This is a genomic window from Sinorhizobium sp. 8-89, from assembly GCF_030124325.1.
Lineage (GTDB): Bacteria > Pseudomonadota > Alphaproteobacteria > Rhizobiales > Rhizobiaceae > Sinorhizobium.
Genome location: NZ_JASKLR010000009.1, coordinates 182,409 through 200,237, shown reverse-complemented (window position 1 = coordinate 200,237; position 17,829 = coordinate 182,409). Strand labels below are relative to the sequence as shown.

The following is a 17,829-nucleotide window of genomic DNA, read 5'->3' as shown; positions in this document are numbered from 1 at the left end:
GTCGTTTCGGCGAACGATTTTCTTTTGCCTTGGATAAGGTGAAGAAAAATGGAACGTGGAAGTGTGACGACGCCCTTTGGGCGGCGGCCGATGACGCTTGGGATGCTCTCAAGTCAAATCGCCAGCCGCACCCAGGCGGAGCGATCGGTCGACAAATGGAAGCTATTTCGCTGGCTTTGTGAAGCGAAGACGGTCGTCGGCGTCTCGGATCGATCGCTGGCGGTGCTGAACGCACTCTTGAGCTTTTATCCGGGCTCCGAGCTGGCAAAGGGGAACGGCCTCGTCGTTTTCCCATCGAATGCACAGCTCTCGCTTCGAGCGCATGGCATGGCTGGAACGACGTTGCGCCGCCACCTCGCGGCCCTTGTCGATGCGGGCCTCATCCTTCGACGCGACAGCCCCAACGGCAAGCGCTACGCCCGGCGAAGCCACAGCGGCTCTGTGAGAGAAGCCTTCGGGTTCGACCTCTCACCGCTGATCGCACGCGCGGCCGAGTTCGAAACCACCTCGGCGCAGCTTGCCGCTGAACGGCAGCATCTGCGCGTGATGCGTGAGAGACTGAGCCTCTGCCGGCGCGACGTCGCCAAGTTGCTGGATCTCGTCCGCGAAAGCGCCCCGCAAGTCGACTGGCAGGACTACGCGCTCCTTTATGAGCACCTTACCGGCCCGCTTCCCCGCAAGCCCTCGCCCGCCGACATCGAGGCTCTCCTCGGCTCCATGGAGCGTCTTCGGTGCGATCTTACCAATCGTTTGGAAAAATTACTGAATTCCGGAAAAACGGACACCAATGATCGCCAGAATGGATGCCACATACAGAATACACATCCAGACTCCCTTTCTGAATCTGAACGTGGCTTGGGAAAAGGATCAGAACAGATTTTGCGAAACGACGCCGAAGCGAGCCCGGCAACGGCTTTGACAAAACGCTTACCGAGACCGGCACCTGGCGGCGCGCCGTGGTCGTCCGCATCCGCCGATCGCTCGACCACGCCATTTCAAAGACCACACCGTAAAATCCCGCTGCCCGCCATCCTGCAGGCCTGCCCGCAGATCGCCGACTATGGGCCTTCCGGCCAGATTTCCAGTTGGAAGGACCTGATGACGGCGGCGATCGTCGTCCGCTCCATGCTGAATGTCAGCGCCGATGCCTATGATGCGGCCTGCTCTGTTCTTGGTTGCGAGAATGCGGCAACCGTCGTCGCCTGCATTCTCGAAAGGGCCGAGCACATCACATCGCCAGGGGGTTACCTGCGTGAGCTCACCAAACGGGCCCAGCGGCAGGAATTTACGCTTGGTCCAATGATCGTCGCGTTGAGCCGCGCCAAGCAAAGTGCAGGGAAGGAGCCCGGAGGAATTGTGCTTGCGTATTAGGGCGGGCGTGGCCGTTCGGAAGGAACGCAGCCTTCGCGTTCGGGCCCTGTCCGAATGGCCATCCGCAGCGGCAGGGGAGGGGGAAGTGACGCCTCTCCTATAGCCGCGTCTTCATCGGACCATTGCGTTGAACGACGAAATATCCGACACTCGATGCCGTGACGGATTCGCTTGGATACGCGTTTGGCGGTATTTAGTGGCTGTTTCTTAACAATTCCGCGGCTATCGTAAGCTATTGGCGAAAAAGAGTTTAATTAGCCGTTGCGGAAGCTATCTCACCCATAATTTCCGACACCTCGGATAGCCGAAAAGCGAGCCGTTCCCACCCACTTGGCAGCAGAGCGAAGCCGACGCTCGCGAACCGCTCCCAAGCTCTGCGTTTTCCACGGTTGACAGCTGTCAACAGTCGCTGGCTCATCACGACACATTCGTTCCACTGGGGCAATGTCCAGGGAAGGGTTGTAACAGTCTTCCCTCCGAATCGCTGGTTTCCGAGAAACAGAGCGCCTCAGTATCTCGGCGGAGCTGGGAAACGCTGTGCCCGAGAAGCTGCGGCAGCGGCTCGCAGACCGGAGGTTCGTCGGCTCTCAGCCAATCTTGGAGCCCGTTGCTGATATTCTTCTGAGGTCACGGAGCAAGGCCGCTCACTCGTGCCAGTGTTCGGCCACCCATGGCGTCGGGCGGATGTAGTGCCGCAGATAGCGCAACGCGCTCTTCTCCCGTCGGTCCGGTGAAAACAGGCCGTGGATATGTTCGAGCGGCGTCGCGGGACGCCCCTTGTAGCCGAACCGTCCGTCGATCGCGTGCTGCGGCAGCAGACTGCGGGGGAAGAGAACCACCCGGCCGTCGGCAGGCAACCGCGGTGCGAGGAAATAGTTGAGCGGAAGGGGCCAGCGGCAATCCTGGCGGAAATGCAGAACCCAGCGCCGCGGAAAGAGTTTTACGCCGCCTGGTGCATTGCGGGTGACGAAGCGTTGTTCGAAGCTGTATTCATCCGCCACGCCCTGCGGATCGGCGCGGAATTTCTCCTGCAGAGGAACGAGCTTGCCGACCGGAAACCGGAACAATGACGTCTGGCCGAGCCGTTCGAACGGCGTCGTCTGGTTGCGCGCCAGGATCACATCATCCGGCCCGCCGACCTCGAAGAAAGAATCAAGCGAACCGACGATCACCAGATCGAGGTCGAGGAAGAGGACCGGGCCGGTGAGGCTGCCGAGTTTCGGACCCCAGAGCCGCGCCTTCGGCCAGATGCCTTTCGTATTGACCGGCATCGCTACGTCAAGCGGCGGCAGGTCCTCGCAGAGAATCTCTGGACGCAGGCCGCGGCGGTTGTCGGTGAAACAGGTGAACGTGAAAGGCGGCGTAATGTTGCGCGCAACCATGGCGTAAAGCCGGTTGATGAAGGGAGGCCCGTATTTCGTGCCCCAATTTATGCATATCACCTGCTTGACGCCGCCGCTTGCCGCCAGAACGCTTGCCATGGGCTCTCCGCTCTTCCTTAGTTTGCCTGCTTGATGATTCCTTAAATCGGAATCGATCTAAGGGAAAAATCATGCAGCAATTCAAAGTGCTACACCGACCCTAGCGCGTCCGATTGGACGCGCGGCGCTGTAGTTATGCCGCCTACCAAACGTCTTTCCGCAAGGGCCGAGTTCATCCATCGGCCTTATAGACGCGGCGCAAACTTCGACAGTCGGGGAATTGCTTTCGATTTCCTATCCCGCTGGTGCACTCTCACGCTTTCGGTTGGGCACGGTCGCGAGATACGGATTGATCCTTGCGCACCTAGTCTCAACGTCGCCTCGGATGAGAATTGCAGCGCCGTTGCAAGCTACCCATCAATAGTCACTCTCCAGCGTGCCTTCTTTTTGCGAGCACCGCCGGCATTTAGAACGTGGCCGACTTCATATCGATGTCAGTTGACAGCTGTCAACGGCGCGGCCGTAGCGCGATGCATTGCTCTCCTTTGTCCTCGGCCCGCGCACCTGTCGCTGCAGTGTCGGACGTTGACAGCTGTCAACTGCCGCTCGAAGGCAATGCCGACCGCCTATACGGTCATTTTTCGCCGACTCACAGCAATGCTCGATGCCGCAAGCCACGGTCGCGATATTAGCGGGGGAGAAAGCCTGGGAAGCCTGTGACGGAAAATAATCGCGTGTTACCTTCCGTTTCGTCGATAACACTTCGCCTTTAAAATGAGATACGAAATCCCCGATCCGCTCCATCCAACGCTGCTGCCGGCCCTGATTGCGGCGGAAGACGGCCTTGCGCGTCTCGACGAGCGAGCCGGGCGGCATGCGGTTTCGGAGGGCTTTCGCGAGCGCGGACAGTTCTTCGACGCGGCGGCAGCGCTTTGGGTTGCCGGGGAACTGGTGCATGTCGAGGATCTCGTACTGCACGACGCTCACATGGATGCGCGCGCACCCTCACATGAACTGACCATCGCGCATGCGGTGCTGCGCGCACGCCGTCGACTGGATCTCGCGGAGCCGGACTGGGCCCTGACGAGCGGCGGATTGAACGTGCTCAGGGGCGAGGGCGGAGCAGTCACGGAGCAGAATCTTCGCGAGGAAGCTCGTCGAGACGATCCGGCCTTGGAGGCGGAAGATGATCCGGACGAAAATCCACTCGCCGCTGAATTTGCCGAACTCGATGCAGCGATCGCCCGGTCGCAAAGATTGCTGGACACACATGCGGACGGCACCAACGAGATGGACCCGGCGTTGTCGCCAGCCGCCAAGGCGAGGCCGGAACCGATGGGGCAACTCGGATTGCTCTTCGAGGAGGAGTGGGACGAGGAGCAGCGCCTCGATGCTTGGCGCACCGTCCTGGCGGCAGCCGATCAGTTGCCGGCTTCGCTCGGGGCGGCAATCCTCTTCGATGCCTGGGAGCGTATCGAGCCGCTGCGCCGGCAGCATTGGCTTGGTTCGCTGCTCGTCGGGGTCTATTTACGTGTTCGCGGAAAAGTGTCCTCGCACGTGCTGGCATTCAACACCGGCCTGAAGACGATCCGCCACGAGCGCCGCCGCTCGAAGGACCGGCTCACACGATTGCTCGCTTTCCTCGAGGCGATGTCGGTGACGGCCGACCTCGGGATGAAGGAACTGGACCGGCTTTCTCTGGCAAAGACACAAATGGAGATGCGGATCAGGGACCGGCGCTCGAGCAGCAATCTCCCTGGATTGATCGATCTCGTTCTGTCGCGGCCGATCGTCTCGACGGCGCTGATCGCCCGCCACGTCGGCGTCACACAGCGAAGCGCGCTCAACCTGGTGCGTGAGCTCGGCGTGCGCGAGATGACGGGCAGGGGACGCTATCGCGGCTGGGGCGTGCTTTAAGGCAATTCCAGGAAAGTGTGTGACGCCTTTCAGTCTGGAATTGCGTAGCTTCAAAGAGTTGGCGCTTTGGCGCGTCCTGGCTCAAGCGACGTTATTGCCGGCGCAGATTGATGTCGCTGGTAACGACGCTGTCGCCGGACCTCGGGTCGACATCGGTCGTCACGAGTCTCATGCCGTTCTGTCCGACTTTCTGCAGCGTGAGGTTTGCGCTGCGGTCGCCGTTCACTTCCCTTGGCCAGCGTATCGTAAGGTTGATCGCGTTGCCCCGTCGGTTTCCGGTCAAGCCGGCCCGTCTTCCACTCGGCCCGACATAGAAGCCGCTGTAGTTCGAGCCATTGAATTGCAAGTCTGCGCCAACGGCGCGCGAAACGACGATCAGGCCGCGGCAGGTTCCCTTCATAGATAGGGCCGGACCGCTCGCCTGCGAATTGAAGGTGCAGGACACGTTTATCGGCGACCGGTTGATCCGGACTTTCACCATGCCGTCGCCGGCCCACTGGCCCTCCAGCGACCCGAGAAATGCCGTCTCGTCGGCCTGCGCTGCTCCAACAGCAAAGAACAGGCCGCATGCGGCCAGCAGACGCCGGATCATCTTCGTAGAACCTCCTCCTGGGGAATCGGAATCGGCGAAGCAGGGGCGCTCGTCGATCGCTTGACGAACGCCCCAACCCGCATGAGGTTCCTTTCTTGCGTCGCTGTCAACCTTTTCACGGGACGGCAAACGACATTTGGCCAGCGGCGCCGCGGCGCCGCTACCGTCAATCCTCCTCGACGAAGACCTCCTCGCGCTTGGCCTTGACGCTCGGCAGGAAGACGACGACGAGCACGATGGCCGCGATCAGTAGCAGCACGGCGCTGATCGGACGGGTGACGAAGGTCGTCGGGTCGCCGCGCGACAGGATCATGGCGCGCCGGAGGTTCTCTTCAAGCAGCGGCCCCAGCACGAAGCCGAGGAGCAGCGGTGCCGGCTCGCAGCGCAGCTTCAGAAGCAGGTAACCGACGAGGCCGAAGAAGGCGACCGCGTAAAGGTCGTAGACATTGGAATTGACGCTGTAGACCCCGATCGAGCAGAAGGCCATGATGATCGGAAAAAGCACGAAATAGGGGATCTTCAGGAGCTTCACCCAGAGCCCAATCAGCGGCAGGTTCAAGACGACGAGCATCAGGTTGCCGATCCACATGGAGGCGATGATGCCCCAGAAGAGCGCCGGCTGCTCCACCGCTACGTTCGGGCCAGGCACGATGCCCTGGATGATCATTGCGCCGATCATCAGCGCCATCACCGGATTTGCCGGAATGCCGAGCGTCAGCAGTGGAATGAAGGACGTCTGCGCGCCAGCATTGTTGGCGCTCTCCGGTCCTGCGACACCGGCGATGGCACCGCGGCCGAATTCCTCCGGACGGTCGGAGATGCGCTTTTCCACCGTATAGGAGGCGAAGGCGGCGAGAATCGCGCCGCCCCCCGGCAGGATGCCGAGCGCCGAACCGATCACGGTGCCGCGCACGACTGGCGCGAACATCCGCTTGAAATCCTCACGCGTCGGCATCAGGTCGCTGACGCTGGCCATGAGTACCTCGCGGGTCTTCTCGCTTTCAAGATTGCGCAGGATCTCGGCGATGCCGAAGACGCCGACGGCAACCGCCACGAAATTGAGACCGTCGGCATATTCGCGAATGCCGAGCGTGAAGCGCGGCGTGCCGGTATAGATGTCAGTGCCGACGAGGCCGAGCAGCAGGCCGAGTGCGACCATCGCCAGAGCCTTGATGATCGAGCCATGGGCAAGTGCGACGGAGGAAACGAGGCCGACGATCATCAGCGAGAAATATTCGGCCGCGCCGAACTCCAGCGCGATCTCGGTCAGCGGTGGCGCGAAGATCGCCACGAGAAAGGTCGAGACGGTTCCGGCAAAGAACGAGCCGAGCGCCGCAATCGCGAGTGCTGCGCCGGCGCGGCCATTGCGCGCCATCTGGTAGCCGTCGATCGCGGTCACCGCGGAGGAGGATTCGCCCGGCATGTTGATCAGAATGGCGGTGGTCGAGCCGCCGTATTGCGCGCCGTAATAGATACCGGCGAGCATGATCAGCGAGGAAACCGGCTCCAGCTGGAAGGTGATCGGCAGGAGCATGGCGATCGTTGCCGTTGCGCCGATCCCGGGCAGAACGCCGATCAGCGTGCCGAGGAGAACGCCGATCAGGCAGAAGAGAAGGTTTGCCGGCGAGGCGGCGGTGGCGAAGCCGAGGGCGAGATTGCTGAAAAGATCCATGGCCGCCTCCTAGAACCGGACCCAAGGGCCGAAGCGCTCGAAGGGGAGATTGAGACCGTAGCTGAACACGGCGACCGAAAAGACCGTCAACGCAAGCGAGATGGCGAGCGCCCAATGCGGCTTCATGCGGTGCGAGGCGAAACAGGCAATGAGCGCGGTGCAGAAGATTGCCGGAACAAACCCCAATCCTCGCACGGTCAGCCCGAAAAAGATCGGTGCCGGCAGAATGAGAAACATGCCGCGGACGGCGATCGCCCCCATCGGTTCGCCTTGAACCCGTGCGGACTGCACAAGGATGACGGCGCCGAGCAGCGTCAACACGCAGGAGAGCAGGAGCGGGAAATAACCGGGGCCCATGCGGAAGGCGGTGCCGAGTTCGAGGGTGAGCGACTGCCAGACGAAGAACAACCCGACGGCCGTCAGGATGCCACCGCACAGGGCATTGGTCGTGTCGAAGGAGATGGATTTCATCGTGTCCCCATTGTGTTCGGGAGCCGTTGAGCCGCGCTCCCTTCTGCGGCGTGTTTCCTTAAATCCTACCCGATTTAAGGATAAAAACATGCAGCAATTCAAAGTGCTACAGCATCCTTTGCGCGTCTGATGAGATGCGCGGCGCTATAGGCGAATGTGCTCGCGTCTCGTCATCCGGGCAAGGGGCACCGGACTTTGTCGAGTTGACAGCTGTCAACGTCCGGTCTCGGCACTGGCGCGGGACACAAGGAAAGACATGACCACGCTCGCCCTGCATCCCGCATCACATCTCGAACCGATCACGTCTTCCGGTTCCTATGCATTCGACCACGGCGGTCGGAGACAGGTCGCCGCCGTTCCTGTCTCGTGACGGGGACGGCGGCGGATTCTGTCACGCAATCAATCGGCGTACTGACCGGCGGCCTCGATCACCGGCTTCCAACGGGCGATCTCGCTCTCGAGTTTGGCCTTCAGCGCTGCCGGCGTCGCGTCCGCTTCGCTCGACGGTTCGGTGCCGAGTTCGGCAAAGCGGGCGGTGACGTTCTGATCCTTGAGCGCCAGCTGCAGCGACTTCGACAGGCGCTCGGTCACCTCGGCAGGGGTGCCCTTCGGCGCATAGATGCCGTGCCAGATGCCGACCTGGAAATCGGCAAGGCCGCTTTCGACCGCCGTCGGCAGATCCGGGAAGATCTTGAGGCGAGCCGGAGAGGTGACGGCATAGGCCTTGATCGTGCCGCCCTGGATCTGCTTGGTGGTATTGGTCGTCTGGTCGCACATGATGTCGACCTGGCCGCCGAGCAGATCGGTCATTGCCGGACCGGTACCCTTGTACGGTACGGTGGTGAGCTGGGTGTCAATCGCGCTCATGAACATCATGCCGCAAAGATGCGACGCGGCGCCGATACCGGCATTGGCGACCGTCACGGTGTCCTTGTTGGCCTTGACGTAGTCGATCAGTCCCTTGAGATCCGTCGGTTCGAAGTCCTTGCGGGCGACGATCGTCATCGGCACTTCGGTGACGAGGCCAACATATTCGAAGGCGTTCAGCGTGTCATAGGCAAGCTTGCGATAGAGCGTGGCGCTGGTCGCCATGCCGATATGATGCAGCAGGATCGTGTAGCCGTCCGGATCGGCCTGTGCGACGCGGCCGGCGCCAAGCGTGCCGCCGGCGCCGCCGACGTTCTCGACGATGATCTGCTGGCCGAGATCCTTCGACATGGATTCGGCGACGAGGCGGGCGACCGTGTCGGTCGGGCCACCGGCCGAGAAGGGAACGACCATCGTGATCGAGCGCTCAGGATAGTTTTGGGCGCTGGCCGGGGCGGCAAACAGGGAAACGGCGGCGACAGCGCCCAGAAGCGCTTGCAGAATTTTCATCTTTTCCTCCCGATGAAATTATGGACCAGCCGGCATGGTCCTCCCGCGCCGGTTCTGGATCGCCTATTAGCGGACGGGATTTTAGCACATACAACCGCTGCCCGCGGTCATTTTACCGATTTCCGCGCTCGTCGCGCGCGATATGGGTGGATTTGGAAACAAAGTCCCCGGGCGATGGGTGGATTTCCACCCATCAGTTTGCTCAAGCTTCAAGAGCGGTGCGCCGCCGGAGATATTCGATCTCGACCTCCGTCAGCGGCCGAACGGCGCCTTTCGGCAAGTCGCCGAGCTCTATCTCGCCGATCGAGACGCGCACGAGCCGCAGGCACTCGAAGCCGAGCACGTCGAGCATGCGGCGGATCTGCCGATTTCTACCCTCCTGCAACTCGACCTCGACCCAGCTGTTGCGTTCGCCGCTTCTCAGCCGTTGCACGCGCGCGGCGCGCAGCTGCTCGCCACCTTCGCTTACGCCTTCCATCATTCGGGCGGCCGCGGCATCGTCGAAGATGCCGCTCACCTGTACGTGATAGATCTTGCCGAGATGCGTTTCCGGATCGAGCAGACGCTGCGCCAGAACGGTATCGTTGGTAAAGAGCAGAAGTCCCTCGCTCGCCTTGTCGAGCCTGCCGACCGGCGAGAGAAACCGCGCGTCGGCGTCGCCGAGGCAACTATAGACTGTCGGCCGCCCCTCCGGGTCCTCGCGTGTGGTGACGAGGCCGCGCGGCTTGTTGAGCATCAGATAAATCTTTGCTTCCGCTGCGACCGTGACGCCATCGACGGCAATCCGGTCGGCCTCGATGTCGACCCAGCGGGAAAGGTCGGTCGTCCTTCTGCCACCGACGCTGACGCGGCCTCCGGCGATCAGCTTCTCGGCCTGCGTGCGGGAGCAATAGCCGAGCTTGGAGAGCGCACGCGCAAGCGTCACGCGCTTGCCGGCGTCGGCTTTCGTTTCGCTGCCATGTCTCTTCGCTGAGGGGCGCCGCTTTTTCACGACTTCCAGTCTCCACGGTGTTTGACTGGGGGTCCATCTGGCACAATCCGCGCCGCTCGGCCAGAGTAGAAACCCCATTGATGCTGTAGCTTTGATACGAAGATCAAGAATGATAATCTCGCCTGCGAATTGTGCGACAGGCTCGTCCTCAACGTGAACCGCTTCGTTGAGAGAGCGGCGCCTTCTTCGACGGGCGAATTGGGAGGCGTCGTCATGATCAAGTCAATTCTGCGGGGCATGACTGCCTTGGCGGCGATATCGCTGCTGCCAATCGGAGGCAACCCCCTTACCTTGACGAAGGCCTTGGCCCAGCAGATGGCCGCCGTTCCCGCCCAGGAGCAGGCGGAGCCGGAGCCGCTCACCGAAGACGAGCTCGAGATCCTCGTTGCCCGCATCGCGCTTTATCCCGACGAGCTGGTCGCGCTGATTTCCGCTGCTTCGCTCTATCCCTTGCAAATCGTCGAGGCCGAGCGGTTTCTCCAGGCCCGTGCGAAAAATCCCGATCTGCAGCCGAAGGAGGACTGGGACGGTAGTGTGATTTCGCTGCTGAACTATCCGCAGATCGTCGGGATGATGAGCGACGATCTCGATTGGACGCAACAACTTGGCCAGGCGATCGCCTACCAGCAGAAGGATGTGTTGATCGCGATCCAGCAATTGCGCGAGGAAGCAGTCGCGAAGGGCGTCATCAAGTCCGACGACAAGGTGAAGGTCGTCGAGGACAACGACAACATCGTCATCCAATCGGCGAGTCTCGAGAAGATCTATGTTCCGCAGTATCCGCCGGAAATGCTCTACGAGCCGGACTATGCGCCGGTGCCGATCGGTTACTATCCCGAGCCCTATCCCGCCTATTATTATCCGGCAGCGACCTTCTTCGCTGGCGCGGTGACCGGTGCGATCTGGGCCGCGGTCGTAGACTGGGACGATTGGGGCGTCTGGGGCGGGCGCTGGGACGGCGACATCAATGTCGATTGCAACAAGTGCTTCAACAACGTCGACATTGACGGCAAGATCAAGTGGAACGACATCGACTGGAAGAATGTCGATCGCAACAAGCTGAGCTTCGACCGGGACCAGTTCCAGAAGTTCGACAGGACGAATATCCGCAACAATATCAAGGCCAATAGCGACAACAGCATCCGCAGCCGCGCCGCCGAACTCAAGAGAGATCGGCCCGCGCAGCGCCCTGGTGCGGGCGGCCAGCTAAAGGATGTGCGCAAGAGCACGCTGGAGGGCTTGCAGGCAAGGCCGGGGCCGGAAGCAAGGCCGAGACCTAACGTCGAAAGTCCTGCGGCGGCGCGACGCGATCTCGCCCAGCCAGGCATCAACCGGTCGACCGCCAAGCGGCCGGCGAAGATCGACCGGCCTGTCGGCAAACCCAAAGCGGCGGCGAAGCTCGACAGCCGGCCGCGCAAACCGTCCGCGCTTGGCAACGTCTCCCATGGAAAGCGGGAAATGGTCGCCTCCCGGCGCGGCGGGCACAGCATGGGCGGCGGTCACAGCGGCGGCGGCAGGCCGCACAAGGTAATCAAACGCGGCGGCGGTCGCAGGCACTGACCGGGCAACAGGGGGCACGACCATGATCAAGCTCTTTCAATTGATTCTCCTTGGATCTGCCGTTTCCATCGCGCTCTCGCTTGCTTACGCCGGACCGATTCGCGCCCAGGAAGCCAGCGACATCAGCGACTATGCGTCGGCGAACGACTCGCCGCTCTTCGACGATCCGTCCGCAGCCGTCGAGACATTCAAGAAGGCACTCTCGGCTGGCGACTTCAACGGCGTTGCCGGGTTGCTTGGCCTCGATGCGACGAAGCTGAAGGCGAGCGAAGGTGTCATGGACACTTTTGCGCTCATTCGCGAGGGCGCGGCACGGCAGGTCGTCCTTCGCGATCGCGGCAACCAGAAGATCGTCGAAATCGGCGACCGGCTCTGGCCGTTGCCGTTCCCTATCACCAAGGGTAAGGACGGCAAATGGTCTTTCGATACCTATGTCGGCCTGGAGGAGATCGTCAACCGCCGCGTCGGCCGGAACGAAGAGGAGGCGATCGAGGCGGTGCGTGCCTATGTCGAGGCGCAGAAGGACTATGCGGCGCTGGATCGCGACGGCGACGGCGTCCTGGAATACGCCCAGAAACTCATCAGCAGCGACGGCCAGACGGACGGGCTCTATTGGCCGGCCGAGCAGGGCGATGGCGAAAGCCCGGTCGGTGCCGCGATCAGCGAAGCGGTCCTGGAAAAGGCCAAGGCAGGAGAGGGCTATTTTGGGTACCGGTTCCGCATCCTGACCTCCCAGGGCGACAATATCGCCGGCGGCAAATACGACTATGTCATCAACGACAACATGATCGCCGGCTTCGGCCTGATCGCCTGGCCGGTCAAATATGCCGAGACCGGGGTCAACACCTTCGTCGTCAACCAGCAAGGTATCGTTTATGAAGCGGATCTCGGTGCGAGCACCGAAGCGATCGTGCCCTTCATCGATCGGTTCAATCCGGATGACAAATGGACCGTGGTTGCCGACTGACGCGTGCGGCCCGCCGGCGAGGGACGTTATCTCCATCGCCGGCGTCGAAAATCAAGGCAGCCGAAACGGCACTCAGCAACATGCAGCGGCAGCGATTGCTCAGGTAGTGCGCTATTCCGGCGCCCAGGCGACACCCATGTTGTTCACCTGGGCGTCTCGCGCCCGCATGCTTGATTATAACTGCGGCAAGGACACGGTTCGATTTGAGGGATCATGCCGTAGCAGCAGGGCCACGCGCGCCGCGCATTGGCGGGCCGTGACCGCCCTCTGCCGCGAGCGCCTGTCCGCTGCACGAGATTCGACTTTAGTATTACTTATTAGTCGTTCCTTATTTTCGGTTGCCTTGTCCGTGCGATTGTGTAATCTCCTAATGCGCGGGCACATCTTCAAGCATTTTCCTTGTAGTCCCCTGCCTAGTTAATGTCCTGAAGACGTATTGTGGTGTCAGTGCTTTATTGCGTCGCCTGCATGATCTCCGTTTAACTGAAGGGGCTCCGAAGTTCCGTCGGGGCCTCTTCAGTTTGATCGGAAAATGCAGAAAGTGTATTATGATTTATTCACGTAGATATGCGATTATCCCGGTTCTCCTGAAAATGGTGGTATTTAATACCTGACCGCAGTGCGTGACGGCTGGCCACAACGTCGCCGAAGTCGCGCCGATCGCAGATCCTGCCGGCCTAATATTCCGTCGGCTTAAGGCCGGGAGTGGCCAAGGCTTCGCCTTCCGGCCTAAATCGCGATGGTTCTCAGCCTCGAACTCGGTGCAGTACGCGTTCGAGCGCGTTTGCCAAGGCCTGGTTTCCACCACCGCGTTCAAAATCCTCGAATACCTGCTCGTTCAGGCCGCCCGGCGTCGAAAACTCGCGCCTGAGCGTTTCGAGCGGCGTCTGATGCTCCTTGACAGCCGCCAGAGCCAGGCCGGTAAATAGTTGTCCCAGATAGGCGCGCGCCTTCTCACGTGCCATGCCCTTGTCGACCAACCAACCGGTGGCCCGATCGAGGAGGCCGAAATAGGTCCCCATCAGCGCACTGGCGACCGCGAGCAGGTCGTATTCGTCCCTCGTTTCGCATTGGACGGCGCTGCCAAGGGCATCAAAGATGCTGGCAATCTCCGCGTTCGGCGGATAGACGGCGGTTACGCCTTGCCGATCGGCTACAAACGGCAGGGGGATCGCCTGGGTCAGTTGCACGTCTTCGCCGATCCACGTGAGCAGCATGGGGCGGTCGGTCGCCGCGATGACGCTGACGACTCTCTGACCCTCGCGGAATGCGAGATCGCGGATCACCTCTTCGGCGATCTGCGGCCGGACGGCAAGAAACAGGACGTCTGCTGTGTCGACCACCTCCTGATTGTCCTTCGCGATCCGCACCGACTGGAACCGGCTCGCGAGCCGGGCCGCGATTGCAGCATTCCGTGGTGAAACGACGATCTCGGTGACGTCGAGACCGGAACCGGCGATACCCGTCACCATCGCCTCGGTGATCGCACCTGTGCCAACAAAGCCGATACGCATTTATTCCGCTGCCTTCCGCCGGCCGAGCGAGACATCAGTCGTGTAGTTTTCGCGCATGAAGTCGATGAAGTTCTGCTGGAACTGCCGCGTGTGGGCATGCGCGAGCTCGTCGGCCAGATCGACGTTCTTCGCCCGGATCGCCTCGAGCATTTGGTTGTGCTCGTCGGTCAGGAGATAACCTTCGTGCGTTCGCTCCAGATACTCGAAATGCAGATGGAGCATGCGCTGGCCCTGATTCAAGAGCCGCTCGTAGAAGGAGCCGAGATAGGGATTCTTGCCCGCTTTCGCGATCGCGATGTGGAACTGCTTGTTGGCCTCCGACATCTGCAGGTGATTGCCGGTCCTCACGGCCGCTTCGAATTCCTTCTGCCGTTTGGCTATGGCCTTCAGGTCGGCATCGGTCCTGAGTTCCGCCGCAAGGCGGGTGTTCATGCGCTGCGCGATGTCGAGCGCCTCCACATACTTCGGGAAGGTCGCGACCTCGATCGGGGCGACAATGGTGCTGCGGTTTGACAGCGTCACTACAAGCTCTTCACCCGCAAGCCGGATCAGCGCTTCGCGGACCGGTGAGCGCGACATGTCGAAGCGCTCGGCAAGCGTGTTCTCGTCAAGCAGCTGGCCGGGGGCGAGCGTCAGCGCCAGGATCTCGTTTCTCAACGTCTCGTAGACGCTTTTCCAACCCGTACCCTTGGCTCGCTTGGTTTCTGTTTCGTCAGACACTTAGGTCCCTTTCCCGTCATCCGGACGCATAAGGCCAGATTGGTCCAGCCCTGACAATGTAATTTTTCCGCTTGACTTTGTCGACACAAAGACGACATTGATTGTCTTGTCGACACGAAGACGACACAAACAGGAAAGATCGGCTCCAAGCCGACGAGAGGAACCGCGCTTCACCGCGCCCATCAAACAGAGGAAATGACGATGCTTTCGAAGATGCTTTCGCCCTTACTCCGGGCGCTGCCTGCGCTTGCCCTGATTACCGGCCTTTCCAACACCGCCGCTTCCGCCCAGACCGCCGAAGGCTATTGGCAGGGCGTGCAGAAGGCAGGCGTGCTTCGCTGCGGCGCCGCCGTTGCTCCGCCCTATGTGATGCGCGATCCGGCGAGCGGTGAATATTCCGGCTTCTTCGCCGATCTCTGCCGCGAGTTCGCTGATGTCCTGAAGGTCAAGCCGGAATTCGTCGATACGACCTGGGACAATATCGTCGCCGGTCTGCAGGCGGGGAAATGGGATGTCTCGCTCGCGCTCAACAGGACGCCGGCGCGCGCCATGGCCGTGCAGTTTTCCATCCCGGCAATGGAGTACCAGATCTCGCTTGCCCACAATAAGGAGAACCCGAAGGTTCCGAACGGCGCAACGTCGGTCGCCGACATCGACAAGAAGGACGTGACGCTCGCCGTCATGTCGGGGACGGCCCAGGACAAGGCGATCACCGCTGCGGTGAAGAATGCAACGATCCTGCGGCTGCCGGGCAATGACGAGACGCGTCTGGCGGTGGTCTCCAGACGGGCGGACATCCTCGTCGACGCCTCCGATACCAATCAGCTTTTCACCCAGTCGAACCCCGATTGGGCCGTGGCGCTCAACCCGACGCCGGCGCTCGCAAAGCAGGGCGTCGCCTTCGGCCTGCCGCATAGGCTCTCGGCTGCCGACGTTGAAGTGGTGAACATCTTTCTCGAGGAAAGGGTTGCGACCGGTCACGTGGACGAACTGATCCGCAAGGCTGTCGATGAGGTGCTGAAGAGCACTCAGTAACGGGCCTTGGCCGGGCGCGGCCACGCGTCAGCCCGGCCACTCTAATCCCTTCTTTTGACCAGCGAGGTCGGCAATGACCATGCCCTTCAGTGCTCCCCTTGTCAAAATCCAGTCCCTCCACAAGAGCTATGGGCCAAACATCCAGGTGCTTAAGGGGCTCGACATCGAGATGAAGCCCGGCGAAAGAGTCGTGGTCATCGGCCCGAGCGGCGGCGGCAAGAGTACCCTGCTACGTGTCATGATGGGGTTGGAGAGGATCGACAGCGGCTCGATCAGCTTCGGCGGCAAGCCCTATATCTCGTCCGACGGCGCCGACAAGAAAACCCAAATCGACACCGAAGTGCGGCGTTCGATCGGCATGGTGTTCCAGCACTACACGCTGTTCCCGCATCTCTCCGTCATCCAGAATCTGATCCTCGCACCCTGCAAGGTCCGGGGTGAAGGCAAGGCGAGTGCGACCAAGCGCGCCCAGGCGCTGCTCGAGCGCTTCGGCCTCGACGCCAAGGCCAATGCCTATCCGGCGCAGCTCTCCGGCGGCCAGAAGCAGCGCGTGGCGATCGCGCGCGCCCTGATGCTCGATCCGAAGCTGATGCTGTTCGACGAGGTGACTTCGGCGCTGGATCCCGAACTCGTCGCCGAGGTCGAGCAGGTGATCCTGCAACTCGCCGCCCAAGACATGCCGATGATGATCGTCACCCACGACATGTGGTTTGCGAAGAACATCGCTTCGCGCGTCATCTTCTGCGCCGGCGGCGTGGTCGTCGAGGATGGGCCGCCGGAGCAAGTGCTCGGATCCCCCAGGGAGGAGCGCACCCGCGAGTTCATCGACCGCGTCTTCCATATCCGGCATTAGGAGGGCGAGATGGGCTATTCCTTCGACTTCCAAGCCATCTCCTTCGGGCCGCTCTGGGAAGGGCTGATGGTCACGCTGCAACTGACCGTCGCCGCCAATCTGATCGGCGTCGTGCTCGGCTTTCCGTTGGCGCTGCTCATCATGAGCCGCTTCGCGCCGGTCCGGCTGCCGGCCATGCTCTTCGTCGAATTTTTCCGCTGCACGCCGGCCATCGTCCAGATCGTCTGGTTCTTCTACTGCGTGCCGATGCTGTTCAATGTCTTCCTCGGCTCGATGACGATGGGCATCCTGGCACTCGGCCTCAATCTGATGGCCTTCAACGCCGAGGCCTATCGCGCCGCGATCCAGGCGGTGCCGCGCGAGCAGCTCGATGCCGGCATCGCGCTCGGTCTCAATCCGCTGCAGCGGACACTCTACATCGTGCTGCCGACGGCGGTTCGTGCCTCGATACCCGTGCTGCCGCCGAACGGCATCGGCATCTTCCAGCAGACCGCTCTGGTCGCGATCGTCGCCGTGCAGGACCTCATGTACCAGGCGAAGACGCTTGCGACCGAGACCTACCGGCCGATCGAGACCTTCACCATCGTTGCGCTCGTCTACTTCGCCGTCTCGTTCCCCGTGTCTCAGATCGTCGGCTATCTCGAACGCTGTCGGCAATTGATGATGAGCTGAGGAGAAGACCCGTGGCCCTCGATTTCTCCATCGTCCTTCGCTTCCAGGAGGCGCTCGCGCTCGGTCTATGGACGACGATCAAGCTGACGCTGATCTGCGTCGTCCTCGGCTGCAGCCTCGGCTTCCTCGTCGGCCTCGCCCGGACCTCGCGAAGCACTATCCTGCGCGCGGTCTCCAGCGTCTATGTCGAATTCTTCCGCGGCACGCCGGTGCTCATCCAGCTTTTCTGGATCTTCTTCTGCCTGCCGCTGATCCTCGGCGTCGAGCTCTCCAATCTCGCCTCCGGCGTCATCGCTCTCGCCCTCTATATGGGCGCGATCACCAGCGAGACGTTCCGGGCATCGCTGAAGTCGATCGGTGCCGAGCAACTCGACGCCTGCGTCGCGCTCGGCCTGCCGCGCCGCGTCCAGGTGACGAGCGTCATCCTGCCTCAGGCGGTGCTGCGCGCCGTCCCGACGCTGCTTTCGAACTGCGTCAGCCTGTTCAAGGAAAGCGCGCTCGTTTCGGCCGTCGGCATGGCCGATCTGATGTTCGTCGGCCAGAACATTTCGAACAACACGGCACGGCCGATCGAGGTGCTGACGGTGGTGGCTCTCATCTACTTCGTCATCGCCTTCCCGCTGACCCGTGTCGTCACGCTCGTAGAGCGGCGCGTGCTCGCCAAGCTCGCGATCTGAACCGAATTCTTTCGAAAGG

General features: G+C 61.5%; 17 protein-coding genes. 9 read left to right on the top strand and 8 right to left on the bottom strand.

Annotated features, from left to right (window positions below; translation table 11 throughout):
• Window positions 1-48 precede the first annotated feature (48 nt).
• Window positions 49-1,371: a plasmid replication protein RepC gene (gene repC / locus QN219_RS18860; protein WP_284001349.1), complete on the top strand. Its 1,323-nt coding sequence runs from the start codon at window positions 49-51 to the stop codon at window positions 1,369-1,371.
• Window positions 1,372-2,015: 644 nt separating this feature from the next.
• Here the strand turns inward: repC and QN219_RS18855 are convergent.
• Window positions 2,016-2,852: a glycosyl transferase gene (locus tag QN219_RS18855; protein WP_284001347.1), complete on the bottom strand. Its 837-nt coding sequence runs from the start codon at window positions 2,850-2,852 to the stop codon at window positions 2,016-2,018.
• Between the two features lie 714 nt (window positions 2,853-3,566).
• Between QN219_RS18855 and QN219_RS18850 the strand changes: the two genes are divergently transcribed.
• A complete protein-coding gene (locus QN219_RS18850) occupies window positions 3,567-4,709 on the top strand; it encodes an RHE_PE00001 family protein (protein ID WP_284001345.1) in 1,143 nt (380 codons plus the stop codon).
• A 91-nt stretch (window positions 4,710-4,800) separates the two neighbouring features.
• Here the strand turns inward: QN219_RS18850 and QN219_RS18845 are convergent, their stop codons facing one another.
• The 5 genes from QN219_RS18845 to QN219_RS18825 form a co-directional block, all read right to left on the bottom strand.
• On the bottom strand, window positions 4,801-5,301 hold the full coding sequence (locus QN219_RS18845; RefSeq protein ID WP_284001344.1) for a hypothetical protein: 501 nt from the start codon (window positions 5,299-5,301) through the stop codon (window positions 4,801-4,803).
• Between the two features lie 166 nt (window positions 5,302-5,467).
• Window positions 5,468-6,973, bottom strand: coding sequence for a tripartite tricarboxylate transporter permease (locus tag QN219_RS18840; RefSeq protein WP_284001342.1), 1,506 nt, complete (start codon window positions 6,971-6,973; stop codon window positions 5,468-5,470).
• Between the two features lie 9 nt (window positions 6,974-6,982).
• Complete coding sequence (locus tag QN219_RS18835; protein ID WP_284001341.1) at window positions 6,983-7,444, bottom strand: tripartite tricarboxylate transporter TctB family protein; 462 nt, start codon at window positions 7,442-7,444, stop codon at window positions 6,983-6,985.
• A gap of 399 nt (window positions 7,445-7,843) precedes the next feature.
• Window positions 7,844-8,821 carry a tripartite tricarboxylate transporter substrate-binding protein gene (locus tag QN219_RS18830; RefSeq protein WP_284001340.1) on the bottom strand — a complete coding sequence of 326 codons (978 nt, stop codon included), beginning with the start codon at window positions 8,819-8,821 and terminating at the stop codon, window positions 7,844-7,846.
• Between the two features lie 202 nt (window positions 8,822-9,023).
• On the bottom strand, window positions 9,024-9,812 hold the full coding sequence (locus QN219_RS18825) for a pseudouridine synthase (protein WP_284001339.1): 789 nt from the start codon (window positions 9,810-9,812) through the stop codon (window positions 9,024-9,026).
• A 237-nt stretch (window positions 9,813-10,049) separates the two neighbouring features.
• Between QN219_RS18825 and QN219_RS18820 the strand changes: the two genes are divergently transcribed.
• Genes QN219_RS18820 through QN219_RS34190 form a run of 3 tightly spaced genes read left to right on the top strand, consistent with a single transcriptional unit; the run spans window position 10,050 to window position 12,760 of the window.
• The gene (locus QN219_RS18820) at window positions 10,050-11,372 is read left to right on the top strand and encodes a DUF3300 domain-containing protein (protein WP_405052173.1); all 1,323 of its coding nucleotides are present in this window, start codon (window positions 10,050-10,052) and stop codon (window positions 11,370-11,372) included.
• A gap of 22 nt (window positions 11,373-11,394) precedes the next feature.
• Entirely contained in the window at window positions 11,395-12,339 is a 945-nt protein-coding gene (locus QN219_RS18815; protein WP_284001336.1) for a DUF2950 domain-containing protein, read from the top strand.
• Window positions 12,248-12,760, top strand: coding sequence for an alpha/beta hydrolase (locus QN219_RS34190; protein ID WP_405052170.1), 513 nt, complete (start codon window positions 12,248-12,250; stop codon window positions 12,758-12,760). The genes QN219_RS18815 and QN219_RS34190 overlap by 92 nt, the downstream gene beginning before the upstream one ends.
• 325 nt (window positions 12,761-13,085) lie before the next feature.
• Here QN219_RS34190 and QN219_RS18805 read toward each other — a convergent pair whose 3' ends face one another.
• Together QN219_RS18805 and QN219_RS18800 are read right to left on the bottom strand one after the other, a co-directional pair.
• On the bottom strand, window positions 13,086-13,853 hold the full coding sequence (locus QN219_RS18805) for a pyrroline-5-carboxylate reductase (protein ID WP_284001335.1): 768 nt from the start codon (window positions 13,851-13,853) through the stop codon (window positions 13,086-13,088).
• Window positions 13,854-14,573, bottom strand: coding sequence for a GntR family transcriptional regulator (locus QN219_RS18800; RefSeq protein WP_284001334.1), 720 nt, complete (start codon window positions 14,571-14,573; stop codon window positions 13,854-13,856).
• Between the two features lie 201 nt (window positions 14,574-14,774).
• Here QN219_RS18800 and QN219_RS18795 point away from each other — a divergent pair, with 201 nt between their 5' ends.
• From QN219_RS18795 to QN219_RS18780, 4 genes are all read left to right on the top strand, one after another.
• Complete coding sequence (locus QN219_RS18795) at window positions 14,775-15,608, top strand: ABC transporter substrate-binding protein (protein WP_284001333.1); 834 nt, start codon at window positions 14,775-14,777, stop codon at window positions 15,606-15,608.
• 73 nt (window positions 15,609-15,681) lie between these two features.
• Window positions 15,682-16,461: an amino acid ABC transporter ATP-binding protein gene (locus tag QN219_RS18790; RefSeq protein WP_284001332.1), complete on the top strand. Its 780-nt coding sequence runs from the start codon at window positions 15,682-15,684 to the stop codon at window positions 16,459-16,461.
• Window positions 16,462-16,470: 9 nt separating this feature from the next.
• The gene (locus QN219_RS18785) at window positions 16,471-17,133 is read left to right on the top strand and encodes an amino acid ABC transporter permease (protein WP_284001330.1); all 663 of its coding nucleotides are present in this window, start codon (window positions 16,471-16,473) and stop codon (window positions 17,131-17,133) included.
• An 11-nt stretch (window positions 17,134-17,144) separates the two neighbouring features.
• A complete protein-coding gene (locus QN219_RS18780) occupies window positions 17,145-17,810 on the top strand; it encodes an amino acid ABC transporter permease (protein ID WP_284001329.1) in 666 nt (221 codons plus the stop codon).
• Window positions 17,811-17,829: the final 19 nt, after the last annotated feature.

Coding starts and splice junctions, on each gene's coding strand:
- repC (WP_284001349.1), top strand. CDS start 49: ATGGAACGTGGAAGTGTGACGACGCCCTTTGGGCGGCGGCCGATGACG.
- QN219_RS18855 (WP_284001347.1), bottom strand. CDS start 2,852: ATGGCAAGCGTTCTGGCGGCAAGCGGCGGCGTCAAGCAGGTGATATGC.
- QN219_RS18850 (WP_284001345.1), top strand. CDS start 3,567: ATGAGATACGAAATCCCCGATCCGCTCCATCCAACGCTGCTGCCGGCC.
- QN219_RS18845 (WP_284001344.1), bottom strand. CDS start 5,301: ATGATCCGGCGTCTGCTGGCCGCATGCGGCCTGTTCTTTGCTGTTGGA.
- QN219_RS18840 (WP_284001342.1), bottom strand. CDS start 6,973: ATGGATCTTTTCAGCAATCTCGCCCTCGGCTTCGCCACCGCCGCCTCG.
- QN219_RS18835 (WP_284001341.1), bottom strand. CDS start 7,444: ATGAAATCCATCTCCTTCGACACGACCAATGCCCTGTGCGGTGGCATC.
- QN219_RS18830 (WP_284001340.1), bottom strand. CDS start 8,821: ATGAAAATTCTGCAAGCGCTTCTGGGCGCTGTCGCCGCCGTTTCCCTG.
- QN219_RS18820 (WP_405052173.1), top strand. CDS start 10,050: ATGACTGCCTTGGCGGCGATATCGCTGCTGCCAATCGGAGGCAACCCC.
- QN219_RS18815 (WP_284001336.1), top strand. CDS start 11,395: ATGATCAAGCTCTTTCAATTGATTCTCCTTGGATCTGCCGTTTCCATC.
- QN219_RS34190 (WP_405052170.1), top strand. CDS start 12,248: ATGAAGCGGATCTCGGTGCGAGCACCGAAGCGATCGTGCCCTTCATCG.
- QN219_RS18805 (WP_284001335.1), bottom strand. CDS start 13,853: ATGCGTATCGGCTTTGTTGGCACAGGTGCGATCACCGAGGCGATGGTG.
- QN219_RS18795 (WP_284001333.1), top strand. CDS start 14,775: ATGCTTTCGAAGATGCTTTCGCCCTTACTCCGGGCGCTGCCTGCGCTT.
- QN219_RS18790 (WP_284001332.1), top strand. CDS start 15,682: ATGACCATGCCCTTCAGTGCTCCCCTTGTCAAAATCCAGTCCCTCCAC.
- QN219_RS18785 (WP_284001330.1), top strand. CDS start 16,471: ATGGGCTATTCCTTCGACTTCCAAGCCATCTCCTTCGGGCCGCTCTGG.